Raw genomic sequence first — 17,264 nt, 5'->3', positions numbered from 1 at the left:
TCAAGCACCAGTTCTTGAGGAGTGCTCGGTCCTGTGTAATCGGGCTGTTGTAGAGGCCAATGGTGCCAGTTCAGACGCAAAACTATTCATTTGCTCGCCACACTCTTGTGAAGTTGTGAAAACCCGTTTTTTCACGCTCTTTTGAAGACGTGAACCTCAAAAAAGGGCTGCCTCGGCCTGGCACCTGGCCCGAGCGGTGTTACCGGCATGCAAGGCATGCGGGCACAACGGGCAAACAGCTTTAAGTGGCCGAGCAATGGCAGCTCTGCAGATTCGCGAAAAGTGGAGGTTTGCAAGGTGGTACAGCAAGCACGCCAGCTTCACTCGATCTGTGTGGGCGGCTCTCTGTGGGCGGTGCGGGGTGCCAATGCAGTGGCGTTGGCGGTACTGCGAGGCCCGATCAGGAGACGTCCTTATAATCGGGGGGAGATTGTAACGAAGAAATGCGCAGAAATGATCCTGTTTCGTGACTTTTATTAGGCTGTTGGTCAGGTGGCCAGTATCGGTCGCACCAAGGAGCTGGCGCAGCGTGGGCTGATCCGGGCGCTGGCGGGTAATACCTGGTGCAACCAGTTCAGGCGAATCTCTTGGATTTCCACCCAACCGTCACCCACGGGAGCCGCCGGGCAGTGTTTGAAGGCGCGGCAACGGCCTTGGCCATCGAGCAGGGCAAAACTGCGGAACTGCTGACGCGGGGCGAACAGGGAGCGAAGGAAGTTCATAACCGAACACCTGTGAGTGGGTCATTGACGATAAGGGTGCCCTTGAGCCGTTACATCATGATGTATTGCGAGTGAACGGCAGGTTACAGGAACCTGGTTGTACGGCACCTGTCTGAGACTTGACTAACTCTTGCCTGACGCTGGTTCGTCGCGGTTATGCACCGCTATACTGCGGCCCTGTTTGTGCCTGATTCCTGGAGAGATGAGCATGTTGCAACGCCTGTTGTTCGGTTTGATCACTGTGACCAGCCTGTCGCTGGTGGGTTGCGCCCACAGCCCGCAACAACTGAGCCCGGAGCCGAAGCTCACGACCCAGTTGGCCCCCGTCGGCCATGGCCAGCCGGTGGTGGTGAAAGTGGTTGATGGACGTCCATCGCCGACCCTGGGTACCCGTGGCGGTCTGTACCCGGAAACCAGCGCCATTACTGTGCAGAGCGCGCAGATCCTGCCGAAACTGCAGGCCCAGGCCGAAGCCGCGGTACGTCTGTTGGGCTTCACCCCGACCGCTGGCGGCAGCAATGCTCCGCAGTTGACCGTGACCCTGGCCGAGCTCAAGTACCAGTCGCCCAAAGAGGGCCTGTACGTGACCGAGGCCACCATTGGCGCCACTTTCCGTTCTGATGTGCAGAACGCCAACCGTCGCTACAGCGGTCGCTATGGCGCCTCCCTTGACCAGCGTTTCGGCATGGCGCCGAACCAGGACACCAATACCAAACTGGTGAGCGACGTACTGAGCGATGCGCTGACCCGTCTGTTCAAGGACCCGACCGTCGGCCAAATCCTCGGCGAGTAAGGCGCCGCTGCGGCTTCATGCTCGCTACTGGCTCCGTCACTAAAAAGCCCGGCTGCCCATCAGGCAGCCGGGCTTTTTGCTGTTCGCGTGTCAGGCCGCCTCGACGTAGAAGTCCAGCATGCTGACGCCGGTCAGCAGATCGGTTTCCGGCAAGTCCGCATGCTGATGTCCGCCCAGGGCGCAATACACCAGCCAATGCCGGTCCTGAACGTTGAAGGCCAGGGCGCCCACTAGCGCTTGCTGTTCTTCACTGGGGGCTATCAGGTAAAGGCGATCCTGGTTTTCTGCGTGCAGCATGACAAGCTCCGTGGGGCATCGAGGGGCAACAGACTGGCTTGTTTAGATGACGAAAAGATGACGATTCAAATTAATTGGTCGACACCTCGTTACTGGTCGGAAAGCCCCCGCGTTTATCCGGGGATTGAGTAGAATCCGCGCCGCGGGTGCACTCGACGACCCGAATACAGGTTTCATTCGAGGTTCATGATGTCGCTGCAACTGATCTGGTCGATGTTCAACGCCCACCCTGCCAAATTGATCAACCTGCTGGCCCTGCTGTTTGCTTGCCCGGGCAGTTGGCTGCTGCACGCCACTCGTTGCCGTGAACGGCGGGCCCTGGCCAACCTGGCCGTCCAGAGTGAAGACCGGGGGCTGGGTCAACCCATGCTGGACCCCGCTACTTTGCGAATGAACCGATTCTTCTACCGCTTCGGTTTCGCCTGCCTGGGGCTGGCATTGCTGGTGTCCTGGATCAGTACGCGTTTCTGACCGATCCTTGAACCGCAGACATGACAACGGCGCCCGCAGGCGCCGTTGTGCGTTGCAGTGCCGCGATTACAGCGCCAGGCCTGCCTTGACCCGGTACTGATTGCGCACCGGATTGGCATATTGCAGCACCAGGTAAGGGCGGTGCTCCGGTGGGCAGGCGTCCAGCCGGCGCTGCCATTCTTCCTCGGCCTTGGCCAGTTCCTGTGGCGCGAAGACCTCGGCGGCGCTCGGTACCTGCAGTTGCGGGTCGGCATCGCTCCACTGGGCATACGCCAGGTAATGCACCGGGAACAGGCGGTAGCCGCCGAGAATCTGCCGGTCCATTTCCATGGCCAATTGCTTGGTGTCTTCGAACAGTTCGCTGATGGGGGCGGCGAAGTTCACGTGGACCCGGCCCTTATAGCCAGTGATGCCTTTGGCGATGCTCACGTCATCCTCCCCTGGCGCTTTGGTGTAGCTGCCGGTGGTGGCGCGGATGTACAGCTCCCGGGCCTTGGCCTGGTCGCAGGGGTCATATTCGTAGCTGATGGACACCGGGGTCAGGTTCAGCGATTGGATGACCTCGCCAAACGGCTCGTCCTTGCGGCTCATGTGGAACATCTTGAGGATCGCCGACTCGGTGCGGTCGTCGCCATCCTTGGCCCGGCCTTCGGCCTGGGCGATCCAGATCGACTGGACATCGTTGCGGATCGAATGGTTGATATAGGCCGAGAGCAGTTGATAGGCCGCGAGTTTTTCCCGTCGCCCGCTGATGGAGCGATGGACGATGAAACTCTTGTTCAGGCGCATCAGGTCGCTGACGAACGGCTTCTGCAGCAGGTTGTCGCCAATGGCGATGCGCGGTGTCGGCAGTCCGGCGTGATACACCGCGTAATTGACGAAGGCCGGGTCCATGACGATGTCGCGATGGTTGGCCAGGAAGACATAGGCGGTGCCGGATTTGAACTGCTCGACGCCGGTATAGGTCACGCCGTCGGTGGCACGTTCAATGGTGTGGTCGACGTAGAACTCGACCTTGTCCTGCAGGGTCGCCACCGAAGTGACCCCGGCGAATTCGCGGCGCAGGCGATGGGCAATCAGGGGTTTGAGCAGCCAGCCGAACGTATTGGCAAAACGCGGGAAGCGGAAGTGGGTGAGGATATCTAGAAACGCCTTGTCGCTGAGCAGCCGGGCCAGCACCGCTGGTACTTCGCTGTCGTGGTAAGGTCGGATGGCATCGAATTCGCCCATCATGCTCTCTTGTTAGAAACGGCTAGGGTAAGAAAAGGTCTGTATCGAAAAAAGCCGGGCATGGTCTGAAAGTTCAGCTCAAACAAAAAAAGCCCTGCAAATAGACCGGCGATTATACGCATAAGTCACTCTGGAGACGGCGATGCTGGAAACCGACCATTATCAATGCCCTTACTGTGGCGAACAGGCAGAAGCTGTATTGGACCTGTCCGCCGGCGACCAGACCTATATCGAAGACTGCCCGGTGTGCTGCCGGCCCATTGTCTTCACGCTGCAAACCGATGGTCGGGAGTGGATGCTCGATGTCCACAGTGAAAATGACTGAGTGGGGCGTGGTTCTTATGCAGCGCATCTATGAGCCGGAAAATCTGATGGAAGGCGAGTTGCTCCAGTGCATGCTGGCGAGCGAGGGTATCGAGGCACACCTGCAAGGGCGCGATTTGTTGGGCGGGGCGGGGGAGTTGCCGCTGTTCGGACTGCTGGGGCTGACGGTGGAGAATGATCAGGCGCAGCAGGCGCTGGAACTGATCGCTGCGTACAATGCGGCCCAGCCATTGCCCTTTGAAGAACCGGATAGTTTTACCGGGGTGCTGGTCTGTTAGGCTGAGCGCCGATTTGCCGAGAGTTGTATTGCCCCATGTGTGGACGTTATGCCCTGTTTCGTTGGAACCCCGCTTTTGCCGCCTTGCCGGGATTTCCCGAGGATCAGCGCGCGCAGTGGAATATATCCCCCAATGATTCGGTGCTGATCCAGCGGGCCGAAAACGGCCAGCGCACTCTGGCCCGGGCCCGTTGGGGGCTGACCCCGCCCTGGCTGACGGACCTGTCGCGTACTCCGGCTCATGCCCGGGCGGAAACCCTGGCGGAGCAGCCGATGTTTCGTCAGGCGTTCCGTGAGCGCCGCTGTCTTTTACCGGCCAACGGCTTCTATGAATGGCGCGGCGGAAGTCGTAAACGGCCTTATTGGCTGACGCCGGGTGAGGGTTCGTCGATCTTCTTTGCCGCGATCTGGGAGGCCTATCCGGTACAGGAACAGGTCTGGCTGAGTACTGCGGTGGTGACTCAGGCGGCTGCCAATCTGCGTCGCCCGTTGATCCTGGATGCCGCCGCCCAGGAAGTCTGGCTCGATCCCGAGACGCCGCTACCTGCCTTGCAAGCCTTGCTCGCCAGCCCGCCTGCCGCGTTGCGCGAGCGGGTCCTGGCCAACCTGGTCAACGACCCCAAGCTCAACGGCCCCGAGTGCCTGACCCCCGCCTGATTGGCTGGCAATAGAAGCTGGCTTGCCGGCGAAAGGGCCTTGAGCCACCTTCGCCGAAAAGCCGGCTCCCAAGAGGGATGGAGCGGCGGCGTGGTGCTGGATTAAACCTTGAACTGATTGATCAGGCGCCGTTGCTGTTCGGCGAGCTTGGTCAGCCCGGCGCTGGCGGCGCTGGACTCATCGGCACCGCTTGCTACCTCGTTGGCCACCTGGCCGATGTTGATCACGTTGCGGTTGATGTCCTCGGCCACTGCGCTCTGCTCCTCGGCGGCGCTGGCGATCTGGGTGTTCATGTCGTTGATCACCGATACCGCCTGAGTGATGGTTTCCAGAGCCTGGGCTGCCTTGGCCGCATGCTCCACGCTTTGGTCGGTCTTGTGCTGGCTGTCTTCCATGACCCGCACCACTTCCCGGGTGCCCTGCTGCAGCTGCTGGATCATCGACTGGATTTCTTCCGTGGCCTGCTGGGTCTTCTGGGCCAGATTGCGCACTTCGTCGGCGACCACGGCAAAGCCGCGGCCCTGTTCGCCTGCTCGTGCCGCCTCGATCGCTGCGTTAAGGGCCAGGAGGTTGGTCTGCTCGGCAATCCCACGGATGGCAATAAGAATGGCGTTGATGTTCTCGCTGTCCTTGGCCAGGGTCTGCACCACGCCTACTGCGCGGCCGATTTCCTCGGCCAGGGCGCCAATCGAGCTGGAGGTGTCGCGCACGATCTGCATGCCCTGGCTGGCGGCCTGATCGGCATGACTGGCCGCTTGCGCAGCCTGGGTCGCATTGCGGGCCACGTCCTGGGCGGTGGCGGTCATTTCATGCACTGCCGTGGCCACTTGGTCGATTTCCACCATCTGTTTATGTACGCCCTGGTTGGTGCGAATGGCGATATCGGCGGTATGTTCCGAGGAATCGCTGACGCTCTGCACCGAGGTCACCACTTGGCTGATCATTGCCTGCAGCTTGGCCAGGAAGGTGTTGAACCCTTTGGCGATGGAGCCCAGCTCGTCGGCCCGGTCGCTGGTCAGGCGCCGAGTCAGGTCACCTTCGCCCTGGGCGATATCATCGAGCATGGCCACCATCTGCCGCAGTGGACGTGCGATGCCGTGTCCCACCAACCAGATCACCAGCAGGCCGAGGCCAGCAATCACCAAGCCGACCATGGCCATGCCGAAGGTGTCGGCCTTGCGCTGTTCGGCCAGGTCGCCTTGCAGCTTGTCCAGATCGGCCATCACCGCCCCCAGGGGCAGTTGCAGCAACAGCGTCCAGTTGGCATCGGTCTGGCCGATACCGAACGGCAGGTACAGGGCAATCTGGCCGTTGGCCTGGTCGACGTTGTAGGTCACTTCGCCGCGCTTGAGGTTGGACAGTCTGGCCACGGTGTCTTGGCGCAGCACGTCGCTGACTTTCTCGCCGAACTTGCTCGAATCCTTGGTGTAGGCCACCAGACGGCCGTTGCCGCCGATCAGGGCCATTTCCCCGGCACCGTTGTAGAGCTTCTGATTGGCAGCTACCAGCATGTCCTGAATGAAGTTCACCGACAGGTCAGCGCCGACGATGCCCTGGAATTTGCCGTTGAGCAGGATGGGCTGGATAAAGGAGGCGAGCATCACCACCTTGTCGCCGACCTTGTACGGAGCGGGGTCGATGACGCAGGACTTGAGGCTGTCCTGGGAGCACAGGTAGTACTCGCTGGTACGCACGCCGGTGGAGAGCAGGGTCCGGTCGTTGACGTCGGCCAGCTTGTCCAGGCCCAGGCTGCCGTCTTCGTTGCGGAACCACCAGGGCAGGAAGCGCCCGTTGGCGGCGTCCATGCCTACCACCGATGTGCCGATGTAGGCCGCGTCGTTGTGGTCGATGGCGCCCGGCTCCCAGGCGATGTAGGCGCCGAGGATCTTCGGGTTCTGGGTGACGTTCTCCTTGATCAGGGCGATCAGCTGCTCACGGTTCAGGCTGAGTCCGGCGTGGCCTTGGGAGTCCTGGGTGCCCATCAGGGCATTGACCCGCACCAGGCCGCCGGCAATCAGCAGTGGCGCTTCCAGCTCCCGTTGGATCTGGCTGACCTGAGTCTGCGCCAGGCCGCTCAGGCGCTGTTCGATGACTTGCTCGAATTGGGCCTGGGTCCGTTCCTGCACCATTTGCTGGGTCTTGGCCCCGGAGAACAGGGCGTACAGCACCAGGGCTACAACCACGCTGAGGACAATGGCACCGGCCAGGGCGGCGACGGAAAACTGGATCGACTTGAACTTCATAGAGGCTCCGGGCGCAGGAATTTAGGTCTGCCGTGCTGTATCGGCCGCAGCCTCACCGGTCATTAGCCTGGAGAGGAGAAATGACTGTTTCAGATGGTTAAAGGTCGTTATTGGCGGGGGCGTGTTGCAGGCCGTTGGCGGCCTTGGGCGGTATGTGAAGTTTTTTCGTCAGGCTCTGGATGTATCTGAATTGCGACTGAATGCGTGTTTTGCATCTGGCGCAGACACAGTTCCGCCCTTAGGATACGCGCCATGTTTTCAGGGAGGTTTCATGATGAAGAAGTCGTTACTCGTATGTGCATTGAGCGCTGCTGTGCTGCTGACCGGCTGTGAAACGGTCAATACCACCAGCGGTGGCGTGGTGGGTGTGGATCGCAAACAGTCGATGTTCAGCATGGTGTCCAGCGCTGAAGTCAACCAGTCCTACGCCCAGTCCTATCAACAGACTCTGGGTGAGGCCAGCAGCCAAGGCGTACTGGACAAGACCAGTGCCAATGCCAAGCGCCTGCAGGTCATTGCCAATCGCCTGATTGCCCAGGCACCGACCTTCCGTCCCGACTGCGCGCAGTGGAAATGGGAAGTCAACCTGATCAAGAGCGACGAGCTCAACGCCAACTGCGGTCCTGGCGGCAAGATCATTTTCTATTCCGGGCTGATCGAAAAGCTGAAACTGACCGACGATGAAATCGCTGCGGTCATGGGTCATGAAATTGCCCACGCCCTGCGCGAGCATGGTCGTGAAGCGATGTCCAAGCAGTACGCGGTCGGTGCAGGCAAGCAAATCGCTACCCTGTTCGGTGTCTCGCAGGAAACCGTAGCCCTGGGCGACAACGGGGTGAGCCTGCTGATGACTCTGCCCAACAGCCGCGAGAATGAAAACGAAGCGGACCTGATTGGTCTGGAGCTGGCTGCCCGCGCCGGTTACAACCCGAACGCGGCCATCAGCTTGTGGAACAAGATGGGGCAGGCTGCCGGTGGTTCTGCGCCGCCCGAGTTCATGAGTACTCACCCGGCTTCCACCAGCCGTATCGCCTCCCTGCAGGCGGCGATTCCAAAGGTGATGCCGTTGTATGAGCAGGCCAAGAAGTCCTGATCCATTGCTTCATTTGCGCTGACGCGTTCGCCGGCAAGCCGGCTCCTGCAGGTTGTGTAGGAGTCGACTTGCCGGCGATTTCATTTACAGCCAGCCACTGATCTGCATGGCCTTGTACACCGCCACTACGGCGAGGATGAAGAAGGCCGTCGCCGCCAGGCGACGAATCAGGGTCAGGGGCAGCTTGTCCGCGGCGAAGTTACCTGCCAGAACCACCGGCACGTTGGCAATCAGCATGCCCAAGGTGGTGCCGATGATCACCAGCCACAGATCCGGATATTGCGCCGCCAGCATGACGGTAGCGACTTGGGTCTTGTCGCCGATTTCAGCCAGGAAGAACGCGATCAGGGTCGTGAGGAAAGGCCCGAACTTGCGTGCGGTAGTGGCTTCATCGTCATCCATCTTGTCTGGAACCAGGGTCCACAGGGCGGTGGCGGTGAAGCTGGCGGCGAGAATCCAGTGCAGGGTCGCGTCCGAGAAGAAGCTGCCGAACCAGGCACCTACCGCGCCGGCGGCCGCATGGTTGGCCAGGGTCGCGGCGACGATGCCGGCGATGATGGGCCAGGGTTTGCGAAAGCGCGCGGCAAGAATCAGGGCGAGCAGTTGCGTCTTGTCGCCGATTTCGGCCAAGGCAACAATCGCGGTGGGAACGAGGAGAGAATCCAGCATCATCAGGGTTTTCCTAAGGGGCGGGTCGACACGGCTATGACACGTACAGCCTTCCCGCCCCGGGTAAGGTGTGCGTGTCATAGGTCTTGTCAAACCCTGCGGTCCGTCTGTGCGGACTCTTGGGTCGCATGCGCCATGGTCTGAGGACCAAGTATGTTGACGCATGCCGGACGAGCGTGGCGCTCGTGGGAGACTACTCCCCTAGGACGGAGCGGATTCTGCCTAGGCAAACTCCATTCGGCAAGCCTTGTTTGCGAAAAGAAGGTCAGCCGCGCTTGGCCCGATAAATCCGAAATCCCTGGCCTTCGGCCTTGATTGCGCAGGGTCCAAGGTGCTCTTCGATCAGGGGTTGGTAGCGCAGGAAGCTGTTGGCTACTACCCGTAGTTCGCCGCCTTTTTGCAGATGTTTGGCCGCTTTTCGCAGCAGGTTTTCTGTGGCTTGGTAATCGGTGTGGACCCCGGTATGGAAGGGGGGATTGGTCAGAATGCAGTTCAACTCCATGGGCGCGGCATCAATTCCGTCGCCGGTCAGTACCTCGGCTTCAAGACCGTTGGCGGCCAGGGTCAGGCGACTGCTGGCGGCGGCAAAGGCGTCCACATCCAGCAAGGTCACGCTGTTGTCCGGGTAGCGGCGCTTCACTGTGGCCCCCAGCACCCCGGCGCCACAGCCGAAGTCCAGCAGGTGGCCGGCGGGCAAGTGATCCAGATGCTCCAGCAACAGCGCGGTGCCGCGGTCCAGGCGCCCGTGGCTGAACACTCCCGGCAGGCTGACGACCGTCAATGGACCTTCGGCCAGGGGCAGTTCGTATTCCTGGGCCAGACTCTCCAGCGCCACCGGTTCGGGAGCGTTGGCGACCGTGACCTGCCACAGCTGGCAGTGGCGCGCGCTGTCGAGCTTGCGCGGTTTGCCGAAAGGGTTGAGTTGCTTGGCGGCGCTTTCTACGCCGCTACGCTTTTCCCCCACCAGATACAGCTCGCGTCCGGCCAGGCGTGAGGCCAGGGCGTTGAGCAGGTAGTCGGTGAGGTCCTTGGACTTGGGCAGGAACAGCACGGCGCTGTCGAAGGATTCTGCTGGTGCTTCTACGCCAAAGTGGCTGCGGCCTGGAAAGCGTGCCTCCAGGGCCGCGTGGTCCCCGGCGTGCCAGCTCCAGCCACGGGCATTGGGCAGACGCCCGAGCAGGTCATCCGCGGTCAGGCCGGCCAGCAGCAGTGAGCCTTGAAACAATTGAGCCTGGCGTAACAGTACTTCACTGCGTGTGTCCATGATCCGCACCCGAAAAAAGTGGCGAAGTTTATCAACTCACGACACGCAGTGGGGCGCCACTGAAGAAGGCTTGGGCATTTTCCGTCAGTTGCCCGACGATTCGCTGGCGAGCTTCGCGGCTGCCCCAGGCATTGTGCGGCGTGACGATCAGGCGTGGGATATCACCGGCCAGCAGTGGATTGCCATTCACTGGCGGCTCGACGCTCAGGACGTCGGTGGCCGCCCCACCCAGATGACCACTGCGCAGCGCATCGGCCAGGGCCTGTTCGTCAATCAGGCCGCCGCGGGCGGTATTGACCACCAGGGCGCCGGGCTTGAGCAGGGCCAGTTCCCGGGCACCGATGAAGTTTCGGGTGTGTTCGTTGAGTGGGCAGTGCAGGGTCAGGGCATCCACTTGTGGCAGCAGTTCCTCCAGCGGCAGGCGATCCGGTCGAGCCGGGCGTCCGGGGATCTGCCCCAATACCACGCGCATGCCAAAGGCTTCGGCCAGGCGTGCCACGGCGCTGCCCAGCTCGCCATTGCCCAGCAGACCCAGGGTCTTGCCCGCCAGTTCGATGATGGGGAAGTCCAGCAGGCAGAACTGCTTGGCCTGTTGCCAGCGGCCGGCGGCCACGGCTTGTTGGTAGTCGGCAACCCGAGTGGCGAGATTGAGCAGCAGCATCAGGGTGTGCTGGGCCACCGACGGAGTGCCATAACCCTGGCAGTTGCTGACGCTGATGCCTTGTTGGCGGGCAGCGGCCAGATCGACATTGTTGGTGCCGGTGGCGGCCACCAGGATCAGTTGCAGATCAGGGCAGGCCGCCAGGGTCTCGGCGCTCAGGGCCACCTTGTTGCTGATGGCGACCTGCGCACCCTGCAAGCGCTCGGTCACTTGGTCCGCGGGGGTGTGGGCATGCACTTGCAGGGGGCTGAAGCACTCATGCAGCGCACTCAGATCCAGGTCGCCCAGGTCCAGTGAGCTGTGATCGAGGAAGACGGCGCGGCGATTGTTGATCATGAACTGTACCTTTTGCACGAGGGATCTAAGGCGTAATCTGCCGAGCCTAACAGATGAAATAATTAGACATACACAGGAGCCTGCATGTACCTCACCGAGTTCTTGACCGTTGCCCTGATCCACTTGCTGGCGGTGGCCAGCCCCGGCCCGGACTTTGCCGTGGTGGTGCGCGAAAGCGTCACCCACGGCCGCCGCGCCGGTACCTGGACTGCCCTGGGAGTGGGCTGTGCGATCTTCCTGCACGTGGGTTACTCGCTGCTGGGGATCGGCCTGATCGTTTCCCAGTCCATCGTGCTGTTCAACGCCCTGAAGTGGTTGGCGGCGGCGTATCTGCTGTACATCGGCTACAAGGCCCTGCGTGCTCAGCCGGCCAAGCCGGCGGCGGACGACCTGCACAAGGAAGCCGGAGAGCGTACCGCGCGCGGTGCCTTTACTTCCGGTTTTGTCACCAATGGCTTGAACCCCAAGGCGACTCTGTTCTTCCTCTCGCTGTTCACCGTGGTGATCAACCCGCACACGCCCCTGGCGATCCAGGCCGGTTATGGGGTGTATCTGGCGGCGGCCACTGCTATCTGGTTCTGCCTGGTAGCCATGCTCTTCAGCCAGCAACGGGTGCGTGCCGGCTTCGCCCGCATGGGGCACTGGTTCGACCGCACCATGGGCGCGGTGCTGATCGCCATCGGCGTGAAACTGGCCTTCACCGAGATGCATTGAACACTCTCCCCGGACAGGGCACGCAGGATCTCCTGAACCGCGCGAATACTGGCCTGGAGCTAGTATTGGTGCGGCCCTGCAAATCATCCCTTTGGCTGATTTAGCCGGCGCACGGGAACTTTAGAGTGGTCATCCTCCAGTCACGACCGAGCCGTCAGAAAAGGGATTCTTATGTTGCAGACTCGTGTTATTCCCCCCGCCGAAGGCGCTTATCAATACCCGCTTCTGATCAAGCGGTTGCTGATGTCCGGCGCGCGCTACGAGAAAACCCGCGAAATCATCTATCGCGACCAGTTGCGCTACACCTATCCGACCCTGATCGAGCGGGTGGCGCGTCTGGCCAATGTGTTGACTGCGGCCGGGGTCAAGGCCGGAGATACCGTGGCGGTGATGGACTGGGACAGCCATCGCTACCTGGAGTGCATGTTCGCCATCCCGATGATCGGTGCGGTGATCCACACCATCAACGTGCGCCTGTCACCGGAGCAGATCCTCTACACCATGAACCACGCCGAGGACCGCTTCGTGCTGGTCAACAGCGAGTTCGTCGGTCTGTATCAGGCCATCGCCGGGCACTTGACCACGGTGGAGAAAACCCTGCTGCTCACCGATGCACCGCAGAAGACTGCCGAACTGCCGAATCTGGTGGGCGAGTATGAGACCTTGCTGGCCGCCGCCAGCCCCCAGTATCAGTTCGAGGACTTTGACGAGAATTCGGTGGCCACCACCTTCTACACCACCGGCACCACCGGCAATCCCAAGGGGGTGTATTTCACCCATCGGCAACTGGTGCTGCACACCATGGGCGTCTCCACCATCATGGGCTCCATCGACAGTGTGCGCCTGCTAGGCACCAACGATGTGTACATGCCCATTACGCCGATGTTCCATGTGCATGCCTGGGGGCTGCCTTATGTTGCCACCATGCTTGGGCTCAAGCAGGTCTATCCCGGGCGTTACGACCCGGAGTACCTGGTGGAGCTGTGGCGCCGGGAGAAGGTCACCTTCTCCCACTGTGTGCCGACCATCCTGCAGATGGTGCTCAATGCCAAGGCGGCCCAGAACACCGATTTCGGTGGCTGGAAGATCGTCATCGGCGGCAGTGCGCTGAACCGTGCGCTGTACGAGGCGGCCAAGGCCAAGGGGATTCAACTGACGGCCGCCTACGGCATGTCGGAGACTGGTCCGCTGGTGTCCTGCGCCCACCTCAACGATGAACTGATGGCGGGCAGCGAAGACGAGCGCACCACTTACCGGATCAAGGCCGGGGTACCAGGGCCCTTGGTGGAGGCAGCGATCATCGATGCCGAGGGCAACTTCCTGCCGGCGGACGGTGAGTCCCAGGGCGAGCTGGTGCTGCGTGCGCCCTGGCTGACTGAAGGCTATTTCAACGAGCCGCAGAAGGGCGCCGAGCTCTGGGAGGGCGGCTGGCTGCACACCGGCGACGTGGCGACCCTGGACAGCATGGGGGTGATCGACATCCGTGACCGGATCAAGGACGTGATCAAGACCGGTGGCGAGTGGATCTCCTCCCTGGACCTGGAAGACCTCATCAGTCGCCATGCGGCGGTACGTGAAGTAGCAGTGGTGGGCATCGCCGATCCACAGTGGGGCGAGCGCCCGTTTGCCTTGCTGGTGATCCGCGAAGGCCATGAGATTGGTGCTCGTGAGCTCAAGGAACACCTCAAGCCGTTCGTGGAGCTGGGGCACCTGAGCAAGTGGGCGATTCCCAGCCAGATTGCCCTTGTTACTGAAATTCCCAAGACCAGCGTTGGTAAGCTCGACAAGAAGCGCATCCGCGTCGACATCAGCGAATGGCAAGCCAGTAACAGCACCTTCCTCTCCACGCTTTGAGCGTCCTCTGCCGTGCCCGTCCGGGCACGGCATGCCCATCCGACAAGCCTTTGCCTTGTGCTCACGAGATTTTCAGCCATCCTTACCGCGCCGTCTTTCAACGGTTGTGGCAAAGGACTGTTCCAATGCGGTGGTCGGCTGCAAATCACACTTTAGAGGGATCAAGCAGTAATCCCTGCTGGATATAGTCCGCCTACGGATTTTTCTGAACAACGGAGCACTGTGGGGTGCTCGCGCCATGCAACTTCGGAACCGGGCAAGTGTTCATCCAACCGGTATTCGAAGCGTTTTCAGAAGAGCGTACTGCCATAAAAATAATGCACATGGAGTAGCGTCGATGACATCAGCAAACCAGTTCTGGCGCCGGGCGAAACTGCCCCTGGCCGTCGGTCTCGCCTCCACGCTCGCCGGGCCTGCATTCGGCGTCAGCTTCAATATCGGTGAAATCGAAGGCAGCTTCGATTCGTCCCTGTCGGTGGGGGCCAGTTGGTCGACCGCCGGACGCAACAAGGACCTGATCGGGGTCAACAATGGCGGCAAGGGTCTGTCCCAGACCACCGATGACGGCCACTTGAACTTCAACAAGGGGCAGACCTTCTCGAAGATCTTCAAGGGCATTCATGACCTGGAATTGAAGTACGGCGATACCGGTGTGTTTGTTCGTGGCAAGTACTGGTATGACTTCAAGCTCAAAGACGAAGACATGGACTTCAAGAACATCAGTGACAACAACCGCAAGGAAGGCGCCAAGTCCTCCGGCGGTCAGATCCTCGATGCCTTTGTCTATCACAACTACTCCATCGCCGATGAACCGGGCTCGGTGCGTTTGGGCAAGCAGGTAGTGAGTTGGGGTGAAAGTACCTTCATTGGCGGCGGTATCAACTCGATCAACCCGATCGACGTGTCGGCATTCCGCCGTCCCGGTGCCGAGGTCAAGGAAGGGTTGATCCCGGTCAACATGTTCTACATCTCCCAGAACCTGACCGAGAACCTGTCGGCCGAAGCTTTCTATCAATTGGAATGGGACCAGACCGTTACCGACAACTGCGGGACCTTCTTCTCGCAGCCGGACAACATTTCCGATGGCTGTGACGACAATCTGCGTCTGCTCGCCAAGCGTTCGACCATCACCGCCACGGCCCCGGGCCGGGCGGCCCTGGCGGCGATGCAGGCTCGTGGCGTCGATGTCAATGAAGAGGGTGCGCTGGTGCGTCGCAGTGGCGACCGCGATGCTCGTGACAGCGGCCAGTTCGGTGTGGCTTTCCGTTACAACTTCGAGCCGCTGGACACCGAGTTCGGCGCCTACTTCATGAACTATCACAGCCGTGCGCCGATCTTCAGCGCCACCGGTGCACCTCAGTCGGCCTATACCATCGCCCCGGGCTTTGGCACGTTGGCGCCGGTGTGGATTGCCGGTAACTCGAAGTACTTTGTCGAGTATCCGGAAGACATCCGCCTGTACGGGCTGAGCTTCTCCACCACCTTGCCTACAGGGACCGCCTGGAGCGGCGAACTGAGTTATCGGCCGAATGCGCCGGTTCAGTTGAACAGCACCGATATCCTCTACTCTGCTGTCCGGCCTTTGGGAGGCAACTTCACCAATGCTTCCTTGCTCGATGGGATTCCTGGACAAGACCTTCATGGCTATCGCCGTAAAGAGATTACCCAGTTCCAGACCACCTTCACGCACTTCTTCGACCAGGTCATGGGTGCCAGCCGCCTGACCCTGGTAGGCGAGCTCGGGATCACTCGTGTGGGTGGCCTGGAGAGCAAATCGGATGTGCGTTATGGCCGCGATCCTGTCTTCGGCCCCGGTGCCCTGCCTGCCACTCCCGGTGGACAGAACAGTTGCCGGGTGCTCAATGCCGCCACCATTGCCGGCGCAGGCCCAGGAGCCGATGCCAGTAACCTCACTTCCAATTGCAACAACGACGGCTTCACCACCGCCACCTCCTGGGGTTACCGCGGCCGGGCGATCTGGGAATACCCGGATGTATTCGCCGGTGTGAACCTCAAGCCGAACGTGGCCTGGTCCCATGACGTCAAGGGCTACTCGCCAGGTCCTGGCGCTAACTTCGAGGAAGGCCGCAAGGCCATCAGCCTGGGGCTGGATGCCGAGTACCAGAACACCTACACCGCGAGCCTGGCCTATACCAACTTCTTTGGTGGCGACTACAGCACCGTGGATGATCGGGACTTCCTCGCCTTGAGCGTTGGCGTGAACTTCTAAGCACACTGCATTTTCAGGAAGAACAACAATATGAACATCACCAAGAGTCTGTTGCACATCGGTGTGCTGGGACTGTCACTGCTGGCCACCGGGGTCATGGCCGCGGTCTCGGCCGATGAAGCGGCCAAGCTGGGCACCAGCCTGACGCCGATGGGCGCGGAAATGGCCGGTAACGCTGCCGGTACCATTCCCGCCTGGAAACCCCTGGCAACCAACGCCGGTACCGTGGACAGCAAGGGTTTCCTGTCCAACCCATACGGCAGCGAGCAGCCGTTGTTCACGATCACTGCGCAGAACGTCGAGCAGTACAAGGACAAGTTGGCCCCCGGGCAGTACGCGATGTTCAAGCGCTACCCGGAAACCTTCAAGATGCCGGTTTACCCGTCTCATCGCGGGGCCACGGTGCCTGCTGAGGTGTTCGCCGCCATCAAACGCAATGCCACCAGCACCAACCTGGTGTCCGGCGGCAACGGCCTGGAGAACTTCGAAACCGCGATTCCGTTCCCGATCCCGAAAAGCGGTGTGGAAGTCATCTGGAACCACATCACCCGCTATCGCGGTGGCAGCGTGACCCGTCTGGTGACCCAGGCCACGCCACAGGCCAACGGCTCCTACAGCCTGGTGTACTTCCAGGACCAGTTCGTGTTCCGCGACAAGATGAAGGACTACGACCCGAAAAACCCGGGCAACATCCTGTTCTACTTCAAGCAGAAGGTGACGGCCCCGGCGCGTCTGGCCGGTGGCGTGCTGCTGGTCCACGAAACCCTCGACCAAGTGAAGGAGCCGCGTTCGGCCTGGGTCTACAACGCTGGCCAGCGTCGTGTGCGCCGTGCCCCGCAAGTCTCCTATGACGGCCCGGGTACCGCCGCCGATGGTCTGCGGACTTCCGACAACCTGGACATGTACAACGGTGCGCCGGATCGCTACGACTGGAAACTGGAAGGCAAGAAGGAGATGTACATCGCCTCCGACAGCTACAAGCTCGACTCGCCGAGCCTGAAGTACGCCGACATCATCAAGGCCGGACACATTAACCAGGACTTGGCTCGCTACGAGCTGCGTCGGGTCTGGCATGTGGTCGCCACCTTGAAGGAAGGTCAGCGGCACATCTATGCCAAACGTGACTTCTATATCGACGAAGACACCTGGCAGGCTGCGGTGATCGACCACTATGACGGTCGTGGTCAACTGTGGCGTGTGGCCGAAGCCCATGCCGAGAACTACTACGACAAGCAAGTACCGTGGTATGCCCTGGAAACCCTCTACGACCTGCAGTCCGGCCGCTACCTGGCACTGGGCATGAAGAACGAAGAGAAGCAGGCGTATGACTTTGGCTTCACCGCGACCACCAGCGACTTCACTCCAGCCGCCTTGCGTCAGGACGGGGTTCGCTGATCCGCTGCAAATAGAGGCCGCATCCTCGGAAATT

Annotated in this window: 17 protein-coding genes, 1 pseudogene and 1 riboswitch; of the genes and pseudogenes, 10 read left to right on the top strand and 8 right to left on the bottom strand. The window is 60.9% G+C overall.

The window, feature by feature from the left end:
- Positions 1-488: 488 nt before the first annotated feature.
- A complete protein-coding gene (locus tag LOY69_RS24820) occupies positions 489-722 on the bottom strand; it encodes a hypothetical protein (RefSeq protein WP_102860279.1) in 234 nt (77 codons plus the stop codon).
- 208 nt (positions 723-930) lie between these two features.
- Here LOY69_RS24820 and LOY69_RS24815 point away from each other — a divergent pair, with 208 nt between their 5' ends.
- Positions 931-1,515, top strand: a complete 585-nt coding sequence (locus LOY69_RS24815) for a YajG family lipoprotein (RefSeq protein ID WP_102860280.1) — start codon at positions 931-933, stop codon at positions 1,513-1,515.
- Positions 1,516-1,605: 90 nt separating this feature from the next.
- On the opposite strand, the gene LOY69_RS24810 is transcribed toward LOY69_RS24815, so the two are convergent.
- Positions 1,606-1,812, bottom strand: coding sequence for a hypothetical protein (locus LOY69_RS24810; protein WP_011063378.1), 207 nt, complete (start codon positions 1,810-1,812; stop codon positions 1,606-1,608).
- 189 nt (positions 1,813-2,001) lie between these two features.
- Between LOY69_RS24810 and LOY69_RS24805 the strand changes: the two genes are divergently transcribed.
- Positions 2,002-2,283 carry a hypothetical protein gene (locus LOY69_RS24805; protein WP_162884090.1) on the top strand — a complete coding sequence of 94 codons (282 nt, stop codon included), beginning with the start codon at positions 2,002-2,004 and terminating at the stop codon, positions 2,281-2,283.
- A gap of 66 nt (positions 2,284-2,349) precedes the next feature.
- On the opposite strand, the gene LOY69_RS24800 is transcribed toward LOY69_RS24805, so the two are convergent.
- Positions 2,350-3,516 (bottom strand): 1-acyl-sn-glycerol-3-phosphate acyltransferase, encoded by a 1,167-nt coding sequence (locus LOY69_RS24800; RefSeq protein WP_102860282.1) that lies wholly within the window; start codon positions 3,514-3,516, stop codon positions 2,350-2,352.
- A 139-nt stretch (positions 3,517-3,655) separates the two neighbouring features.
- Here LOY69_RS24800 and LOY69_RS24795 point away from each other — a divergent pair, with 139 nt between their 5' ends.
- From LOY69_RS24795 to LOY69_RS24785, 3 genes are read left to right on the top strand one after another with little or no spacing between them, the layout of a single operon-like run.
- Positions 3,656-3,838, top strand: coding sequence for a CPXCG motif-containing cysteine-rich protein (locus LOY69_RS24795; RefSeq protein ID WP_016967048.1), 183 nt, complete (start codon positions 3,656-3,658; stop codon positions 3,836-3,838).
- 16 nt (positions 3,839-3,854) lie between these two features.
- Entirely contained in the window at positions 3,855-4,115 is a 261-nt protein-coding gene (locus LOY69_RS24790) for a putative signal transducing protein (protein ID WP_102860283.1), read from the top strand.
- A gap of 35 nt (positions 4,116-4,150) precedes the next feature.
- Positions 4,151-4,771 (top strand): SOS response-associated peptidase, encoded by a 621-nt coding sequence (locus tag LOY69_RS24785; protein WP_102880892.1) that lies wholly within the window; start codon positions 4,151-4,153, stop codon positions 4,769-4,771.
- A 101-nt stretch (positions 4,772-4,872) separates the two neighbouring features.
- Here LOY69_RS24785 and LOY69_RS30680 read toward each other — a convergent pair whose 3' ends face one another.
- Positions 4,873-5,616 (bottom strand): methyl-accepting chemotaxis protein, encoded by a 744-nt coding sequence (locus tag LOY69_RS30680; protein WP_372820917.1) that lies wholly within the window; start codon positions 5,614-5,616, stop codon positions 4,873-4,875.
- A 111-nt stretch (positions 5,617-5,727) separates the two neighbouring features.
- Positions 5,728-5,925 (bottom strand): annotated as a pseudogene (locus LOY69_RS30675) (HAMP domain-containing protein); the annotation flags it as partial.
- Positions 5,926-7,288: 1,363 nt separating this feature from the next.
- Here LOY69_RS30675 and LOY69_RS24775 point away from each other — a divergent pair.
- Positions 7,289-8,107 (top strand): M48 family metallopeptidase, encoded by an 819-nt coding sequence (locus LOY69_RS24775; RefSeq protein ID WP_102881002.1) that lies wholly within the window; start codon positions 7,289-7,291, stop codon positions 8,105-8,107.
- An 84-nt stretch (positions 8,108-8,191) separates the two neighbouring features.
- Here the strand turns inward: LOY69_RS24775 and LOY69_RS24770 are convergent, their stop codons facing one another.
- The 3 genes from LOY69_RS24770 to LOY69_RS24760 form a co-directional block, all read right to left on the bottom strand.
- The gene (locus LOY69_RS24770) at positions 8,192-8,776 is read right to left on the bottom strand and encodes a TMEM165/GDT1 family protein (RefSeq protein ID WP_102860988.1); all 585 of its coding nucleotides are present in this window, start codon (positions 8,774-8,776) and stop codon (positions 8,192-8,194) included.
- Between the two features lie 92 nt (positions 8,777-8,868).
- A riboswitch (yybP-ykoY riboswitch) is annotated at positions 8,869-8,990 on the bottom strand.
- A 51-nt stretch (positions 8,991-9,041) separates the two neighbouring features.
- A complete protein-coding gene (locus LOY69_RS24765; protein ID WP_110652237.1) occupies positions 9,042-10,040 on the bottom strand; it encodes a class I SAM-dependent methyltransferase in 999 nt (332 codons plus the stop codon).
- A gap of 31 nt (positions 10,041-10,071) precedes the next feature.
- Positions 10,072-11,037, bottom strand: a complete 966-nt coding sequence (locus LOY69_RS24760; protein WP_110596345.1) for a 2-hydroxyacid dehydrogenase — start codon at positions 11,035-11,037, stop codon at positions 10,072-10,074.
- Positions 11,038-11,121: 84 nt separating this feature from the next.
- On the opposite strand from LOY69_RS24760, the gene LOY69_RS24755 reads away from it, so the two are divergent.
- From LOY69_RS24755 to LOY69_RS24740, 4 genes are all read left to right on the top strand, one after another.
- The gene (locus tag LOY69_RS24755; RefSeq protein WP_110652238.1) at positions 11,122-11,751 is read left to right on the top strand and encodes a LysE family translocator; all 630 of its coding nucleotides are present in this window, start codon (positions 11,122-11,124) and stop codon (positions 11,749-11,751) included.
- A gap of 171 nt (positions 11,752-11,922) precedes the next feature.
- On the top strand, positions 11,923-13,605 hold the full coding sequence (locus LOY69_RS24750) for a fatty acid--CoA ligase (RefSeq protein WP_102880888.1): 1,683 nt from the start codon (positions 11,923-11,925) through the stop codon (positions 13,603-13,605).
- 337 nt (positions 13,606-13,942) lie between these two features.
- Positions 13,943-15,835: a DUF1302 domain-containing protein gene (locus LOY69_RS24745; protein WP_102860291.1), complete on the top strand. Its 1,893-nt coding sequence runs from the start codon at positions 13,943-13,945 to the stop codon at positions 15,833-15,835.
- 30 nt (positions 15,836-15,865) lie between these two features.
- Positions 15,866-17,230 carry a DUF1329 domain-containing protein gene (locus tag LOY69_RS24740; protein ID WP_102860292.1) on the top strand — a complete coding sequence of 455 codons (1,365 nt, stop codon included), beginning with the start codon at positions 15,866-15,868 and terminating at the stop codon, positions 17,228-17,230.
- Positions 17,231-17,264 lie beyond the last annotated feature (34 nt).

Source organism: Pseudomonas sp. B21-059 (assembly GCF_026016285.1).
Lineage (GTDB): Bacteria > Pseudomonadota > Gammaproteobacteria > Pseudomonadales > Pseudomonadaceae > Aquipseudomonas > Aquipseudomonas danubii.
This window is presented reverse-complemented; position numbering and strand designations above follow the sequence as displayed.